The organism is Phyllobacterium sp. P30BS-XVII (genome assembly GCF_014138335.1).
Taxonomy (GTDB): Bacteria; Pseudomonadota; Alphaproteobacteria; order Rhizobiales; family Rhizobiaceae; genus Phyllobacterium; species Phyllobacterium meliloti.
On the sequence record NZ_JACGXO010000007.1, the window covers coordinates 238,252 to 253,464 of the forward strand.

General features: G+C 52.4%; 15 protein-coding genes and 4 pseudogenes. 10 read left to right on the forward strand and 9 right to left on the reverse strand.

All coding sequences use genetic code 11. The annotated features are described in order from the left end of the window. Nucleotides 1–65: 65 nt before the first annotated feature. Both FHW17_RS19585 and FHW17_RS19590 read right to left on the reverse strand, forming a co-directional pair. On the reverse strand, nt 66–962 hold the full coding sequence (locus tag FHW17_RS19585) for a sugar phosphate isomerase/epimerase (protein ID WP_113095724.1): 897 nt from the start codon (nt 960–962) through the stop codon (nt 66–68). Nucleotides 963–973: 11 nt separating this feature from the next. Next, nucleotides 974–1,996, reverse strand: a complete 1,023-nt coding sequence (locus FHW17_RS19590) for a Gfo/Idh/MocA family oxidoreductase (RefSeq protein WP_113095725.1) — start codon at nt 1,994–1,996, stop codon at nt 974–976. A gap of 164 nt (nt 1,997–2,160) precedes the next feature. Between FHW17_RS19590 and FHW17_RS19595 the strand changes: the two genes are divergently transcribed. Further along, nucleotides 2,161–3,189, forward strand: coding sequence for a LacI family DNA-binding transcriptional regulator (locus FHW17_RS19595; protein ID WP_091886457.1), 1,029 nt, complete (start codon nt 2,161–2,163; stop codon nt 3,187–3,189). Nucleotides 3,190–3,266: 77 nt separating this feature from the next. On the opposite strand, the pseudogene FHW17_RS19600 reads toward FHW17_RS19595, so the two are convergent. Together FHW17_RS19600 and FHW17_RS19605 are read right to left on the reverse strand one after the other, a co-directional pair. Further along, nucleotides 3,267–3,635, reverse strand: a pseudogene (locus tag FHW17_RS19600) (integrase core domain-containing protein); the annotation flags it as partial. Nucleotides 3,636–3,748: 113 nt separating this feature from the next. Beyond that, nucleotides 3,749–4,189 carry a helix-turn-helix domain-containing protein gene (locus FHW17_RS19605; protein ID WP_113095726.1) on the reverse strand — a complete coding sequence of 147 codons (441 nt, stop codon included), beginning with the start codon at nt 4,187–4,189 and terminating at the stop codon, nt 3,749–3,751. An 80-nt stretch (nt 4,190–4,269) separates the two neighbouring features. On the opposite strand from FHW17_RS19605, the gene FHW17_RS19610 reads away from it, so the two are divergent. The 3 genes and pseudogenes from FHW17_RS19610 to FHW17_RS19620 all read left to right on the forward strand — a co-directional run. Continuing rightward, nucleotides 4,270–6,072, forward strand: coding sequence for a chloride channel protein (locus FHW17_RS19610; protein WP_113095727.1), 1,803 nt, complete (start codon nt 4,270–4,272; stop codon nt 6,070–6,072). A gap of 14 nt (nt 6,073–6,086) precedes the next feature. Next, entirely contained in the window at nt 6,087–6,386 is a 300-nt protein-coding gene (locus FHW17_RS19615) for a hypothetical protein (protein WP_113095728.1), read from the forward strand. Nucleotides 6,387–6,604: 218 nt separating this feature from the next. Then, nucleotides 6,605–6,877, forward strand: a pseudogene (locus FHW17_RS19620) (LysR family transcriptional regulator); the annotation flags it as partial. A 963-nt stretch (nt 6,878–7,840) separates the two neighbouring features. Here the strand turns inward: FHW17_RS19620 and FHW17_RS19625 are convergent. Continuing rightward, a pseudogene (locus FHW17_RS19625) lies at nt 7,841–8,149 on the reverse strand (Tn3 family transposase); the annotation flags it as partial. Between the two features lie 239 nt (nt 8,150–8,388). Between FHW17_RS19625 and FHW17_RS19630 the strand changes: the two are divergent. Both FHW17_RS19630 and FHW17_RS19635 read left to right on the forward strand, forming a co-directional pair. Then, a complete protein-coding gene (locus FHW17_RS19630) occupies nt 8,389–10,137 on the forward strand; it encodes a SulP family inorganic anion transporter (protein WP_246706923.1) in 1,749 nt (582 codons plus the stop codon). Between the two features lie 334 nt (nt 10,138–10,471). Further along, nucleotides 10,472–10,693 (forward strand): alkylphosphonate utilization protein, encoded by a 222-nt coding sequence (locus FHW17_RS19635; protein WP_113095731.1) that lies wholly within the window; start codon nt 10,472–10,474, stop codon nt 10,691–10,693. Nucleotides 10,694–11,054: 361 nt separating this feature from the next. Here the strand turns inward: FHW17_RS19635 and FHW17_RS19640 are convergent, their stop codons facing one another. Further along, nucleotides 11,055–11,801, reverse strand: a complete 747-nt coding sequence (locus FHW17_RS19640; protein WP_162730183.1) for a fused MFS/spermidine synthase — start codon at nt 11,799–11,801, stop codon at nt 11,055–11,057. 253 nt (nt 11,802–12,054) lie between these two features. Between FHW17_RS19640 and FHW17_RS19645 the strand changes: the two genes are divergently transcribed. Both FHW17_RS19645 and FHW17_RS19650 read left to right on the forward strand, forming a co-directional pair. After that, nucleotides 12,055–12,450 (forward strand): DUF983 domain-containing protein, encoded by a 396-nt coding sequence (locus FHW17_RS19645; protein WP_113095734.1) that lies wholly within the window; start codon nt 12,055–12,057, stop codon nt 12,448–12,450. Between the two features lie 47 nt (nt 12,451–12,497). Continuing rightward, the gene (locus tag FHW17_RS19650; protein ID WP_113095786.1) at nt 12,498–12,977 is read left to right on the forward strand and encodes a GNAT family N-acetyltransferase; all 480 of its coding nucleotides are present in this window, start codon (nt 12,498–12,500) and stop codon (nt 12,975–12,977) included. 85 nt (nt 12,978–13,062) lie between these two features. On the opposite strand, the gene FHW17_RS19655 is transcribed toward FHW17_RS19650, so the two are convergent. From FHW17_RS19655 to FHW17_RS19665, 3 genes are read right to left on the reverse strand one after another with little or no spacing between them, the layout of a single operon-like run. Beyond that, nucleotides 13,063–13,263, reverse strand: coding sequence for a hypothetical protein (locus FHW17_RS19655; RefSeq protein WP_113095735.1), 201 nt, complete (start codon nt 13,261–13,263; stop codon nt 13,063–13,065). After that, nucleotides 13,250–13,450 carry a hypothetical protein gene (locus FHW17_RS19660; RefSeq protein ID WP_113095736.1) on the reverse strand — a complete coding sequence of 67 codons (201 nt, stop codon included), beginning with the start codon at nt 13,448–13,450 and terminating at the stop codon, nt 13,250–13,252. Before FHW17_RS19660 ends, FHW17_RS19655 begins: the two co-directional genes overlap by 14 nt. Nucleotides 13,451–13,510: 60 nt before the next feature. Next, a complete protein-coding gene (locus tag FHW17_RS19665; RefSeq protein WP_162730184.1) occupies nt 13,511–13,723 on the reverse strand; it encodes a hypothetical protein in 213 nt (70 codons plus the stop codon). Nucleotides 13,724–13,833: 110 nt separating this feature from the next. On the opposite strand from FHW17_RS19665, the gene FHW17_RS19670 reads away from it, so the two are divergent. Beyond that, a complete protein-coding gene (locus FHW17_RS19670) occupies nt 13,834–14,097 on the forward strand; it encodes a helix-turn-helix transcriptional regulator (RefSeq protein ID WP_113095787.1) in 264 nt (87 codons plus the stop codon). A gap of 83 nt (nt 14,098–14,180) precedes the next feature. Next, nucleotides 14,181–14,924 (forward strand): annotated as a pseudogene (locus FHW17_RS19675) (YoaK family protein); the annotation flags it as partial. Nucleotides 14,925–15,213: the final 289 nt, after the last annotated feature.

A 15,213-nucleotide genomic window follows, 5' to 3' on the forward strand; every position in this document is an offset into this window, starting at 1 on the left:
CGTGGTCGGTTTGAATCTCCATCATCGCCGGAACTCCCGTCCGGATGCGGGCCCACCAGGGGAAATCAGGGATTGGCGACGAAATCGCCGCCACGGCTTTGCTTCAGATAATTGAGGGAATGCACCTGCCCGGTCATCTCAAGATCATCGCGATAGACGGGGTCGTGCCAACCTTCGATATCGATGGATCCAGACCAGCCGGTGAGACGCAGTTCCGATATGACGTCTGTCCAATTGGTATCGCCAAATCCCGGCGAGCGCATGAAGACGAACTTCTCCTTGCCGAAGACGCCGTGCTCACGAATGACTTCCCAGCGGATCGTCGCGTCCTTGCCATGGACGTGGAAAATCTTCGGCGCCCATTTACGGATCTGCGGCAGTGGATCAATGAGATAAACCATCTGGTGGCAGGGTTCCCATTCAAGCCCGAGATTGTCAGCCGGAACCTCGTTGAACATCATTTCCCAGGCATCGGGTGTGTGGGCAATATTCCAGTCACCGGTCGCCCAGTTGCCATCCATGGCACAGTTCTCAAAGGCCAGCTTGACGCCCTTATCGGCCGCTCGCCGGGAAAGCTCACTCCAGACCTTTTTGAACTGGGGCAAACTGTCTTCAATCCGCTTGCCGCGAATACGGCCAGTGAAACCGGCAATGGTCGTCGCGCCAAAGAGATGCGCATTGTCGATCAATGCTTCCCAGCCCTTCAATGTCTCGCGATCGATTTCGGTATCTTCCAACGGATTGCCAAACATGCCGAGGGTCGAGATCGTGATGTCGGCGTCGCCGATCGCATCTTTCAACTGGGACGCCAGCGTTGGCAAATCCTTGTTCATTACCTGCCAGAAGAACGGCTCGATACTCTCAAAGCCATGCGGCTGGAGATTTTTGACATAGGTGGCCGGATCCGGGGCATTGGCTCGGATCATGGTGCCGATGCGGATCGATTTTGCCGGGTTGCTCATCTCGAATTCCTTCAGATCGTAATTTCAATGCGCCGGCCAGTTTCGGCGCTTTGAATTGCACCAAACACCATGGCGAGGCTCTTTATATTCTCGTTTCCAGCAGTCTCCGGTGCGGAGCCGCCGCGGGTAGCAGCAATAAAATCCTGCATCACTCCGAGGTGACCGCCAATGCGGTGGGACGCATCAAGGGGAGGTATCTCGACGGCGGTCACCCCGGAGAACAGGCCATCTTTGCCGGAGGTGACGGCTTCGGCCTGTATGTCATCATGTCCGTCCCAGACAATCGTTCCTTTGCTGCCGACAATGCGCCATGCACTTTCCCAGCTTGTACGCATACCGTCAGCACACCAGCTGCCGCGATAGGTGAAAATCGCACCATTTGAGAATTCGAAGATCGCGGCGGCCGAAGAGCCCTGGCTGTACCAGGAATTGCCGGGCTCCCATTCCCGGGCATAAACGGCATTGGCAGCTTCCCCGGCGAGAAAGCGCGCAGCATCGAACGTATGAATAGCCATGTCCAGAAACAGCACATGGCGCATATCTTCACGAAATCCGCCAAAATGCGGACCGAGAAAGAAGTCACAATGCAGACTGGTTACATCGCCAATGGCACCAGACGCGACAAGCTGACGAATACGCCGGATCTGGGCGAGATAGCGTCTGTTCTGCACAACCGCATGGATACGCCCTGCGGCTTTGGCACGCCCGACAAGATCCCTCGCCTCATCCATTGTTTCTGCCATCGGCTTTTCCGAAAGCACATGGCAACCGGCTGCAAGCCCCGCAGCAACAGTCGCATGACGGGCCGCAGGAACGACGATATCGAACAGGATATCGGGACTGGTCTTTGAGAGAATGTCTGAAAGATTATCGGCTGCGATGGCCGAAGTAAGGCCGAATTCCGTAATGCGTGCCTCTGCACGTTCCTTTGCCAGATCGACAACGCCAACGATGTCGATTTCGCCAATGGTACGGGCTGCCTCAAACCATGCTTTGCTCATGGCTCCGCAGCCGACTAAAACGGCACGCTGCATTTCCTCTCCTCCCAACGAAATTCACCAGAAACCGCTTAAATCGGTTGCAAATGGCTTCCGTAAACGTTTACGATTTCATATCGGCAAATTATTTTTGTCAATCCCCCTTTCAATGTTTTAAGAACGAATGGGAGTAAGTGTCGAGTCGCACAGGGAGAAAACGCGTGAGCATTCGGGACCTTGCCCGCCATCTTGATATTTCGATCGGAACGGTTTCCCGTGCCCTTAATGGGAAGACTGACGTCAATCAGGAAACGCGCGAACGCGTACTCGAAGCGGCCAAACGTCTCGGCTACGTGCCCAACCAATCAGGTCGCAGTCTTCGGCAGGGCACCACCAACACGATCGGCTTCATGATCGAGTCGACCATTGAGACGGTTGACACCGGCGGTGGCTTTTTCATGCCAGTCTTCGAAGGCGTGCAATCCGTGTTCCGGCGCCATCATCTCGATCTTGTCGCCCTTCTATGCGGCACCGACGAAGAGCCAGCCGAATATCTCAATCGCGTGGTTGCACGCCGTTTTGTCGATGGGCTGATTATTTCGGCAACGACACGACACGATCCACGCATTGATTTTCTGCTGGAACGCAAAATTCCCTTCATTGCTCTTGGCCGTAGCGAGACGGCTGGCGACTATCCGTGGATTGATCTTGATTTTGAGGGTGTTGCGGCAACTGCGGTCAACCGGCTTGTCGGATTGGGCCATAGCCGTATCGCCATCGCAGTACCAGCCAGCGACATCAACCTCGGCTACGTTTTTCTCGACGGATATAAACGTGCGCTCGCCAATAAAGGGATTGCCTTCAATCCGGATTATGTATTCCGGTCCTATGCAAATGAAGAAGGCGGCTATCAGATTGCCAGCGCCGTCCTTGCCCAAAAGCCAACACCAACAGCCATTGTACTGGTCAATGAAAATATGGCCCTCGGCTTGTACAGGCGCTTCTACGAGTCAGATATCCGTCCAGGCCGTGACATTGCCGTGATAGGTTTCCGGGAAAGCACACAGAGCCGGTTTCTTTCGCCCACGCTGACCTGTTTCAGAATTTCCCTGCGCGATCTCGGTATCAAATTGGCCGAATCCTTGCTTTCAACCATGCCAGCCTTTGAGGATCACTACCCGCATGAGAAAGTGGAACTTATCTGGCCTATGGAGCTGGTCGCCGGCGAAAGCGATCAGGGCAAATTGTAGAATAGGCTCCTCATTTCATACTGGCCTTGAAATAGCCGCACAGCATGATTGGCCTGCACCTACGAAGCAATCCGGGTTCAATTTTTGTGTAGACTTGGTTTGATTGCTATCACTGACGTTGAAGCTGGCCCATTTTGAGATGGCCAGACAATAGCTTCGGGTGCAGGTGATCTATAACCCAAGGATGAGTGCGGTCAAATGGTATTGTAATACCGTCGCACTTCTCCATGACGATTTGTGCCTCCCTTAGTGTGTAGAAGATTTCTCCGTTAAGCAGTTCATTCCGGAGCTTTGAATTGAAACTCTCACAATAGCCGTTGTCCCACGGGCTGCCCGGCATGATGTAAGGTCTGTGCACCGACGGCAGCAATCCACTCTCTCAAGGCCTTTGCGATGAATTCGGGACCATTGTCGGATCAGATGTGGCCAGGAATGCCACGCGGGATAAGCTATTCTATAGATACCACAAACAAGTGATTTTCCGGCACTTGAATAATAGCTCAAATGCCCACAATCCCAATTAAACACCGGTAGTATCGCCCTAGTGGTTCCGGTAAAATTATCTGTTTTCAGGGTTCAGTTTGTTCAACGCAGTGGCAAGTTCTGGCCCTCGACGTTTCAATTCGGAAACATGTGCCCAGGAGAGTTCTTCAAGCAACTCATGGGCTCGATGGGTCAAATTGAGATTAATTCGGCGCCGATCTCCAGAATCCACCGTTTTTTCCACCAGATATGCAGATGCAAGACGATTGGCCAGTTCAACGGCGCTGTGATGCTGAATCATCAAGTGGGCGGCCAAATCGCCCACTGAAAACCCCTTCTCATCAGATGTGCCGCGGATAGCGAGAATTGCCTGATGCTGTTGCGGTGTTACACCTGATCTCTTCGCTGCCTCCTCGCTGAAGCTCAGAAACTCTCTGATTGATTTCCGAAACTGCGCCAGCGCTGCGTAGTCGTCATCATCAAGCTGTGGCCGTCGTTGTGTCACATCATCCGACATTGAAAAATCCTTGTATTATATCGTGTCACGATATATTGAGTCATACTCATACTTATCAGAACATGAAAGCACTAACACCCATGCCCAACATCGCTCACGGTGCTCAATCTGCACCGGTACCAGGTGATTTTTCTACCGACCGCCGCGTTTTTATTCTGATCCTCATGGCACTGATTGTCGGAACGGGAAGTGTCGGGGCGGCATGGCTACTGATACGGCTCATTGCACTTGTAACCAATTTACTCTGGTTTCATCGGATCAGTATCGAGGATACATCGCTTGCATTGATCCAACCGAGCATAATGACGCTGATCATTCCGGTCGTCGGTGGGCTCATCATCGGGTTGATGGCGCGTTTTGGGTCAGAGAAAATTCGCGGTCATGGTATTCCCGAGGCGATTGAAGCTATTCTGATTGGCGGCAGCAGACTCCATCTTAAAGTGGCAATTCTCAAGCCATTATCATCAGCTATTTCCATTGGTTCGGGCGGGCCATTCGGAGCAGAAGGCCCTATCATCATGACCGGTGGCGCAATTGGTTCCCTCATTGCCCAGTGTTTTCGTTTCAGTGCCGCAGAAAGAAAAACATTGCTGGTTGCCGGCGCTGCTGCAGGAATGACTGCGATTTTCGGGACCCCCGTCGCTGCGGTATTGCTTGCTGTTGAATTGTTATTGTTTGAATGGAAGCCAAGGAGCCTGATACCTGTCATTGTGGCCTGCGTTATCGCAATTGCCTGGCGGCCATTATTATTCGGGCATGGCCCATTGTTTCCACTACCTTCCTCCCTTGATCTCTCCCCCGCCCTTCTCGTTGCCTGTGTGGGGGTTGGGGTATCGGTCGGGCTGGTATCGGGTGTTCTGACCGGTCTCCTCTACAAAGTTGAAGACATTTTCGCACGTCTGCCCATTCATTGGATGTGGTGGCCCGCACTGGGAGGGTTGGCCATAGGGCTTGGTGGTATGATCGAACCACGTGCCATGGGCGTTGGTTATGATGTTATCCGCAGTCTCCTCGCCAATGATATGGACGCAAATTCTGTTTGGCTACTGGTCGCTGTAAAAGCGATCATCTGGATCATTGCTCTGGCGTCGGGAACATCTGGCGGCGTTCTCGCCCCACTATTGATCATGGGCGGCGCGGTGGGCTCACTGGAAGGCCATTATCTTCCCGGTGCAGGAGGTTGCTGGGCGCTTCTTGGTATGGCGGCCATGATGGGCGGCACCATGCGTTCACCTTTGACCGGCATTCTTTTCGCAGTGGAGTTGACCGGTAATATCGAAATGCTTGTACCCTTGCTGATTGCAACGGCGTCGGCCTACACGGTCACTGTGCTTCTACTCAAACGGTCCATCTTGACGGAAAAAATCGCTCGTAGGGGCCAACACATCATCCGTGAGTACAGCGTCGATCCTTTTGAGCTTCTGCGGGTCTCTGAGGTAATGGTTTCACCAGCTGACACACTTCCAGCATCCTTGTCCGTCGATGAGGCAGTCAATTTCTTTCAATCAGACGATCATCGACACAAATCCTACCCCCTGGCTGACGCGAACGGTGCACTTGTTGGCATTGTATCGCGTGCCGACGTTCTCAAGTGGACTAGCGAAGGCAAGCATGTTGACCAAACATTGTTCGAGCTTCAGTCAGACAGCGCCATTCTGGTCGGATATCCCGATGAAATCGTTGCGCGCCTTGCCGACAAAATGGTGTTGAACGATGTCGGCCGCGTTCCTGTCATTGAAAGAGGCAGCCGTAAAATTCTTGGTTTGGTTTCGCGAAAGGATCTTTTGCAAATTCGCCGCACTACCCATTCGGCAGAGCAGGATCGGTCCGCATTCGTTGGTAATGGCAAGAAACCAGCCAGAGTACGACACGATGCAGCATAACTTTGGAGGAAGATATGCAGGATGGACTAATCACTGAGATGCTCTCAAAGCTCGAGCGTCTTGAACAGAGGCTGATATCCAAACGAAATGCTTTCAGCTCAGCAGAACTCAACTTTGGAGAAGCGTCGAAGTACGACAGCTTCAATGAAAAGTACCAAGTGTTACAATCAAAATTAAAAGCGAAACTTGCCGGCTCCAGAGGAATCGACTGGGAGCTGTTAAAGCTCGAATTGCAAAATGATCTTCTTTTGCTCACCAACAGTTTCGACCATTGGTCCAAGCGGTTGGACGCAAAGTTCAACAAGCAAAAATAGCTGCATTTCGGAGCCGTTTCGCTGGGCTTTAATTGCTTTACAGCAGCTTCTCAAAACTGGATGGGCAATTCATCTGGTATGATGTTTCGCAGAGCGATTGATAGCAGGTTATGACTGCCTCCGCGCTCACCTGGTCCAACATCTCGGTCCGGCATGATGTGCCAGAGGCTGGAACCATTGAATGAAAGACGCTAAATTGCCGGGGATTATGTCCAGACATGACGCTTGAACAACTTGCAGCATTCGTGGCCGTTGCCGAACGCGAGCATCTGACGATGGCTGCATCTTCGATAGGTCTTTCTGCCTCGACCGTGAGTGCAGCAATCAGAAAACTTGAACAACAATATGGTGTGCAGTTGTTTGATCGGCATCGTCGTGGAATTGCGCTGACAAAAGCTGGCAAGATATTTTTGGGCGAGGCAAAGGCAACACTGGCGCGTGTCAAGCAAGCAGAAAGTATCTTGGCTGAAGCCAATAGGACCAAAGGCCAGTCGAATAAATGAACCAAAAAAGCTCTGAGATGAATATTCCAGTTCGTACAAACTGCGATCCGATGCTTCCTTTGTAAATGGGGAGCATACCCGCACCTGCCCCGCTTTCTGCCCATGAATAATAACCTACGATCCATTGGCTTGGTTCAATGCGAAAGCAACGCTCCCGCTTCAGCAGAACAAGACTTGACCTCAAGTAGACTTGAGGTCGTACACCCGGAAAACGATGAGGCGATGGGACCGTAAACTTAGCCGTTTCACCGCAGCGGATTTCAACCGTTTGGCTGAGGTGTTTTCATGCTTATGTTATTTCGATATTCAGCAATGAGGTTTAAGGGCAAGACCATATTGGCTGGTTCATTAGGCTTGTTAAGTACCTGCGTGATTCTGGAAACAATAATCTTCCAGATTTCAGGTGCATATCTTGGAAAATTAATTGAAACCTATGTGAGTTTCATGGTCTCACTAGCCGGAATGACGATGGGTGGTATGTTCGTCGCCATTCGTCGGGACCCGCTTACTGATCACCGGATTGGTCTAGTGTCAGGCATCGCGATCGCATTTGGCACCTTCTACTGGCTCGTATCGTTTTCGAATTGGGACCTGTGTTTATCGCAAACAATAATCTGCTTCGGCCTCGGTGGAATGTTAGCTTGCGCACTCCGTCAGTGGTTCTTTGAACCTCCCGCCCACCCACGTCTTCCGTGAAATAAAATTCATCCGCTGTACGTGATTATCTGTGGGCCTGAAATGTTCGGTATGACTTGCCGCTAGTTGCCTCGCAGCACGGCATTCCCATCGAAAATTTGAATCGATCAAGTCCTACAGATTCAAATTTGTCATTGGACGATTGGCTCCAAAATTACGACCGTTGAGAGCACGTCTGACAACCTCCAACCATTCCAAGTCGCGCGCTGCAATCCCGACCGCAACATGCCGTCGTGCAATACGCATCAATTCTCAGAAACCATGCGTAAGAGTAGCATCGGCCATTTTGCGCAAACCCAAGTTGATACCTTCAGCCAAAAGGACGTTCATTAGCCCGATCCAGTCGGTGCATGGCGCCCCAGCCCGCAAATGGGTGAAAGCTTCCGAGAAGCCGATCATCGCATCGACCTCAAGCAACAATTCAGTGATCTTGATCCCGGGCATTCGTTTGTAGAGATCAAGCACCATATCCTCAGCACCCTCAGGTACATCAGCCTCCAGCTTTTCAAGGCGAAGGACGCCATTTTCAATGGAACCGCCCGGGATTGTCCCATTGCGTGCGGCACCCTAGCCGGCATCGAGATGATCGATATGATGCCTTCGACCTAGCGCCCTCACTCAAGCCGCAGTTCGAGGCAATCAGTAGAGAAATTCAACAGCAACACCGTGAGGCTCCCACTATTCATTAAACCCAGAGGCTGTATACTCGTGTTCAGACGATCAGCGTATCGTCGTTGTCGCGACGGCGACCGCCGACGTTGGATGCCGACGATCCCGCCGCTCTCATCTGAGAGGGGTTTGAATTGGATACAGCCCACCGGTTGCAACCACAGCAGGCAGCACCAAGCTTTGCCGAGCTTTTCACGCCAAAGCTGATAACGGTTTTGCGGGAAGGCTATAATCGCAGCAAATTTCAAGCTGATCTGATGGCCGGGCTCACGGTTGCAATCGTTGCCTTGCCGTTATCGATGGCAATTGCCATTGCGTCTGGTGTGACGCCCGATAAGGGACTGTTCACGGCAATCGTCGGCGGCGTTATTGTATCGGCATTGGGTGGCAGCCGCTTCCAGATCGGTGGACCAGCCGGTGCCTTCATTGTCCTCGTCGCAGCAACAGTGGGCCGTCACGGTATCGACGGTTTGATCCTCGCAACGATGATGGCTGGCGTCTTCCTCATCATCACCGGTTATCTCAGGCTTGGAACCTACATCAAGTTCATCCCCTACCCGGTCACCGTCGGCTTTACCGCCGGGATTGCCGTCATTATTTTTGCCAGCCAATTGAAGGAATTGTTTGGTCTTGATCTTGCGGACAAGGAACCAGGGGATCTTCTGCCGAAAATCATGGCGCTTGGTAAAGCTGCAGGAAGCGTCAATCCTGCCGCCGTCACGATTTCTCTGCTGACCATAGCAACCATCGTCTCGCTCAAACGCTGGCGACCGTCATGGCCAGGACTGCTTATCGCTGTCTGCCTTGCCTCGCTGGCAGTGGCGTTCATCGGCCTTCCCGTTGAAACGCTCGGCACACGCTTTGGCGGTATACCGCGCACCTTACCCATACCTGCTCTTCCCGTGTTCACACCGGAACTTGCGATTGCTGTGGTCCCGGATGCCATCAGCTTCGCACTGCTCGGCGCAATAGAATCCTTGCTGTCGGCTGTTGTGGCAGATGGAATGACCGGCCGACGACATCGCTCGAACTGCGAACTGGTCGCTCAGGGTTTTGCCAATATCGGATCGGCGCTCTTCGGTGGTTTCTGTGTCACCGGCACCATTGCCCGGACGGCGACCAATGTTCGAGCAGGGGCTTACAGTCCCATCTCCGGCATACTGCATTCAGCCTTTCTATTGGTCTTCATGCTCATCGCAGCACCACTTGCAAGCTATATTCCCCTCGCTGCCCTTGCGGGCGTTCTCGCTGTCGTTTCCTATAACATGATCGAGAAGGAGGCATTCCGCGCGCTCATTCGTTCATCACGCGGCGATGCCTTGGTGCTTCTTGTTACATTCGGGCTGGTTATCTTCCGCGATCTTACCGAGGGAATTGTCGTTGGCTTTGCGCTCGGTGCAATTCTATTCATCGACCGCATGGCGAAGAATGTCGCACTGGAAGTCCATGAACCTTTTGCTGTCGATGATATGGCTGATGCTACCAATGGCGATCGAGGCGATTACAATGCAATAGCCAGCACCGATCCCGAAACGGTTATCTATCGCTTGACTGGCGCTTTCTTCTTCGGTGCGGCTTCAACCGTCGGCACAATCCTTGATCGCATCGCCGATCAACGGCATAATTTCATTTTGGACTGTACAGCGGTACCTTTGCTTGACTCCACCGCAGCTAATGTCATCGAGGCCTCTGCCCGCAAGGCAGCGCGCGCTGGCGTCAAATTCTATATCACCGGCGCTTCGCCGGCTGTCCGGCGTATGTTGCGTGCTCACGGCGTACATCCACCCCATGTTGCCTATGCTGCAACAATCGGGGATGCAAAGTCGCTGCTATTATCGGCAACAATGCGACGAAAAGAGATCGCTCCAGGACATGATCGATGACTATTTTCTGACAGGACCGGTATAGGGTTATCCCGGGATGATGGGAGGATTGAATATGGTTTACCATGACAAACATGAACGCCATCCGGATTGGGAACGTATCGGATATGATACCCTTCTCGCATTAGGTATCGTAACCCCAATAGCCATACTGGTATTCTTCATCCTGCGGATCTAGCTGGCCCAATCCGGTTGCTCCGGACGGCTTGGTATTCCGGATGCGCCTCCCTGTCCGGACATTGACCGACATGACTTATAACAGCTATGCAACGCGACCAGATATTCGCCGCCGCGAAACTCACGGCCTACTAGCAATGTGAAAGAACGGAATCCCATGCCAGACGAGATTATCAGAGACAGCAACGGCACCGAGCTTCAGGACGGAGATTCCGTAACCCTGATTAAAGATCTGAAGGTCAAGGGCACATCAGAGACGATTAAGCGCGGAACGCTCGTCAAGAACATCAGGCTAAATGGTCGGGAAGGCGAGATCGAGTGCAACACGAAACAGGTCAAGGGGCTTGTGCTGAAAACGGAATTTGTCAAGAAGGCATAGGCGGACCTGCAGGTCTGGTTGGAAGGGCAATGCCCAGGTGGATGATGAGAGATGGACAGCATAACCAACTTCCTCCCCTTAACGGACGAGGTCAGGGCCGTTAAGTATAAGATGCGAGCCCTGGTCGGCGACGGTCAAGGCAATGAAGTCTTCCTCGGCTTGAACAGGGAGCAATCGGAATGGCTGATACACTACAGGCAGCAATATCCCATGCCCATTCGAGGACGAGGTCCATCCGCGTCAGAGCGTGCCCGCTATTCTGATCTTTATGAAAAACACAATGCTGCAAGAACATTTGCCCCATAAGGCAACAAGTTTTGCAGCCGATGTTGTGTTGACGGTTGAAACCACCCGAAGACTTCTACACCAACTGTTCAGGTTGCTGCCAAGGGATAAACCTGAAACGCTCAAGGTCACGTGCAACATCATCCGCCGCCTCTGTTGGCGGCATTAAAAGCGTTGGCTCGTCGAAATGCTCAACCTGCCCGGCCACGAGCAGGGTGTTACGATCCCACAGGCCAGGGGTATCCAGAAGACGCACGTCCGCCCAGAAATTGCTAAGTTTTTCCGCCATCCGTTTGGGAAACAGGTCGCGATCATCGTGCGCCCAGATATTGCTGATCAAACAACCGTTGGTTTCATCAAGACGTGCATGCGCGAGTTCAAAAAAAGTTTCGGTGCATAGATGATCGGGGATATCCCCTCCCGCATAGGCATCCAAAATGATCGCATCGTAGCGATGGCGAACGGCATGCAGAAAGTTCAGACCATCCGCGACGTAACATTCTATGTTGCGCGGTAAGTTGAAATATTTCCGGGCGATGAAGAAGGCGGTGGGATTGATGTCCACGATCGTCACCCGAACACCCGTCTTGTCGAGCATCGTACCCAGGCTGCCACCGCCACAGCCGATCATCAGGACATCCCTGGCCCGTGCTTGAGCAAGAAGGCCAAAAATTGCGTGAATATAGGGGGCGACGCTTACCCCGTTTATATCGCTTTCGGATTGGTAGAAGCCGCCTTGGCGGTAAATAACCGAGCCGGTGTTCTTGGCTCGCAATACTTCGATTTTGCCAAATTCGGAATGAAACTTCGCCAGCCGGATCATTATGCCGTCAACCTCAATAATCTCGCCATCGACCGGCCTCGGCCGGAGACCCCGCGCATACGGCAATTCATTCAAACAAACTAATCTCAGCACCTGGAATCAATTATGATGTATAAAACATCACTTATTGACTATAAAACGTTCCTATATATGCTGCAACTAGCAAACATCAATTTCCATCCGGGATAAACCGCATAGGTGTAGCGTAGGTGCAAAAACCTCGGTGCCGTTTGAGAAACAGCAAGGACAAATCATGAGTGAAGACAAAGCGCTCTATCCGCCAGTTGATCCCGTCTCCGCGGGGATCAAGGGCCGCTGTCCACGCTGCGGACAGGGCAAAATGTTTGACGGCTTCATTAAACTGCCCAAGCATTGCGCGAATTGTGGCCTGGATTATTCCTTTGTCGACACAGGCGAAGGACCCGCAGTTCTGGTGATGCTGCTTGTCGGTTTCATTGTTGTTGGCCTCGCCCTTTGGACAGAGGTGACACTTGCCCCGCCCTTGTGGCTGCATTTCATTCTGTGGATACCTCTTGCGCTCATCCTGTGCCTGACGGCGCTGCGCACAATGAAGGGCATTCTGATTGCGCTCCAATACAAGCACAATGCCGCCGAAGGGCAGATCGACCGCTCGGCAAAATCCAAATGATGATGTCGCATCCAGATGATACAGATGCCCCAAAAGGAATACCGCCGATGATTGGTTTCAGGCCCATGCGCCAGAACGAATTTTCAAGCTATCTCGATTATTTCATCCCTGACTATGCTGCCGAGATATCGGCAAACTACGGCCTGTCCAGTCCAGAAGCAGTAGTGCAGGCGAAACGCGAAATTGCGGAGGACCTGCCCAATGGTCCAGATACATCCGGACAGGTCTTGCTCTGCATAACGGATAGCGAAAAAGAAAATGCCGAAACCATCGGCTATCTTTGGTACCGCTCCGATACGGATTCCAGAACAGCGTTCATGAGTGACTTTCATATTCTTTCCGCCTGCCAGGGTAACGGCTATGGCAAGCAAGCATTGCTGGCTCTGGAAAGTGCGCTTGCCAGCGAAGGATTTGAGCAGATCCGACTGCGCGTCGCCGCGGACAATATGCGGGCTCATCACATCTATCAGGCTGGAGGATTCCGCACGACCGGTATCAATATGAGCAAGCGCATCAAAGCGGCGTAAGCCTCAGATCGCTCATTGAACACACCCTTGTCTGATTTTTACACGCAGCAAAAGTCGAGCGGGGACGCGCATCGGCCGATTGCGATCAACAGGATTGTGGTTCCAGTTCCACTCTGAAGCGGTCAACCCATTTTACGACTTCCGCCTGCGCTTGTTCACGGGTTCTAAACGGCCCAACGAGTTCGTGCCTTACGCCGCGGTCTTTGACTTGCGCGTAATGGAGGCCCGTAGCCACAACGATGCCCACGGAGGTTTTGACCTCGACCGACGTTTCATTGATCGCCATGTTCATCCCCTTCAGTCGCGACCGCTGCATTGATGCGGGTGGAAATATCAGATGCGCACGCCGGATTGTCCTCGGAAAGACCATAGGTGGCCATGTCAATATCACCCCAGATCGATGCAACGGGCGATTTCTGCCCCCGACGGCTCTGCTTGATTTCAACGACAAACGGTTTCTTTTGCGGTTTCATCGAAATCCCGTTGTTCGCGTTTCATTAAAGAAGCAAATTGGGTCCAGCGTCGAAATGGCGTCAGCCCTGATCAGGCTGGGTTACCGGCTTTTGCGCTTCCAGTTTATTCAAAAGCTCGGCCAGTTCCTCGGCATCCTGCCGGTTCATGCCAATAATGGTACGGCTGCCCATCTCGGCCGCCCGTGCCGTGCGCGCGTCGATGACCGTCCAGGTATCGTTAAGATCTTGCTGTGGTTTGTAACGTTGAGTCATAGAGATGAGAATAACGCCCACTTTCATTCCTGCCAAGAGGGTGTGCATATTTTATCGCTTCATATTGATGTTCTATACATCAGTGATAAAGTGATGCAGCTAACTACTCAATGATAAAAGTGGATATGATTGTGATCACTGCAAACCAAATGCGGGCAGCGCGGGCGCTTCTCGGTATCGATCAGAAAGCCCTCGCGGAAATGTCGGGAGTTTCCCTGCCGACCATTCAACGGATGGAAGCCAGTGAAGGCGATGTGCGCGGCATTGTCGACAGCCTGATGAAGGTCGTCAATGCCCTTGATCGCGCAGGTATTGAGCTGATTGGCGAACATGCGCGCAGCGAAACGGGTGGCAGAGGCGTAAGGTACCGTCAACCGTCGCAAAAGTTCAACTAAATGCAGATGCTGTGGGATGCACCGCCGTGCAGCGGCAGGACTTTCACAACATACCCGTGCAACTCAATGCCTGTCGCTGTCGATTGATGATCCCCTATTTGCGCAAGATCACCGGGAGAGAACGGTTTGACAAGACCGACCGGCATCTCGCCCGGTTCCTGACCTTTGTGGCTGGAGCTGCAAATGCCGGAGGCTTTCTGGCCGTTCATCAATACACCTCTCACATGTCAGGTATTGTCTCTGCCATGGCCGACAATCTAGTGCTCGGTGAGACAAGTCTGGTGCTTGCTGGCCTTGCTGCCTTTCTTTCCTTTGTCGCCGGAGCCGCCTGCTCAGCCATGCTGGTCAATTGGGCGCGGCGGAAAAGGCTCCAGAGCGAATACGCTCTGCCGCTTATGGTTGAAGCCATACTGCTGATCTGCTTTGGGCTGCTCGGTCGCAATCTGGAACAGCGTGAATGGCTGTTCGTGCCGGCAACAGTCATGCTGCTTTGCTTCATCATGGGTCTGCAGAACGCCATCATCACGAAATTATCGGGCGCTAGAATCCGGACAACCCACATCACTGGTCTCGTCACAGACATGGGCATTGAGCTCGGAAAACTTTTCTATTGGAATACTGCCCGACATGACCCTGGCAAGCCAATGGTCAAAGCTGACCGTAAAAAGCTCAAACTACTAGCTTCACTTGTTGCATTGTTTTTTATCGGAGGCATTGCTGGCGCAATTGGCTTCAAGCATCTCGGATTCATTGCATCGCTCGCTCTTGCCGTCATCCTTCTGGCGTTGGCGATCGTGCCTGTTCTTGACGATCTGAAAATTCGGATGAAATACACTTGGCGATAGAATTCTGCGACCACAAACAACGCCTGCCATTGGACAACAACATCGGCGATCGGTTCAAAGATTAACGTTCAGGCCGCATTGATTTTTCGAGGGTTGACGCAATATGAATAATGATGAACACAACTCCAAAGAAGACCAAAAGCCTTATCTCACGCCCATATGGCCTTACATCATCATCTTTCTTATTCTAACAGCAATAGCGATAGGTCTGGGGTGGATATTCCGTCGAACGTGAAATGCCACAAGCGACAACGGCTGAGGAATGTCGAGC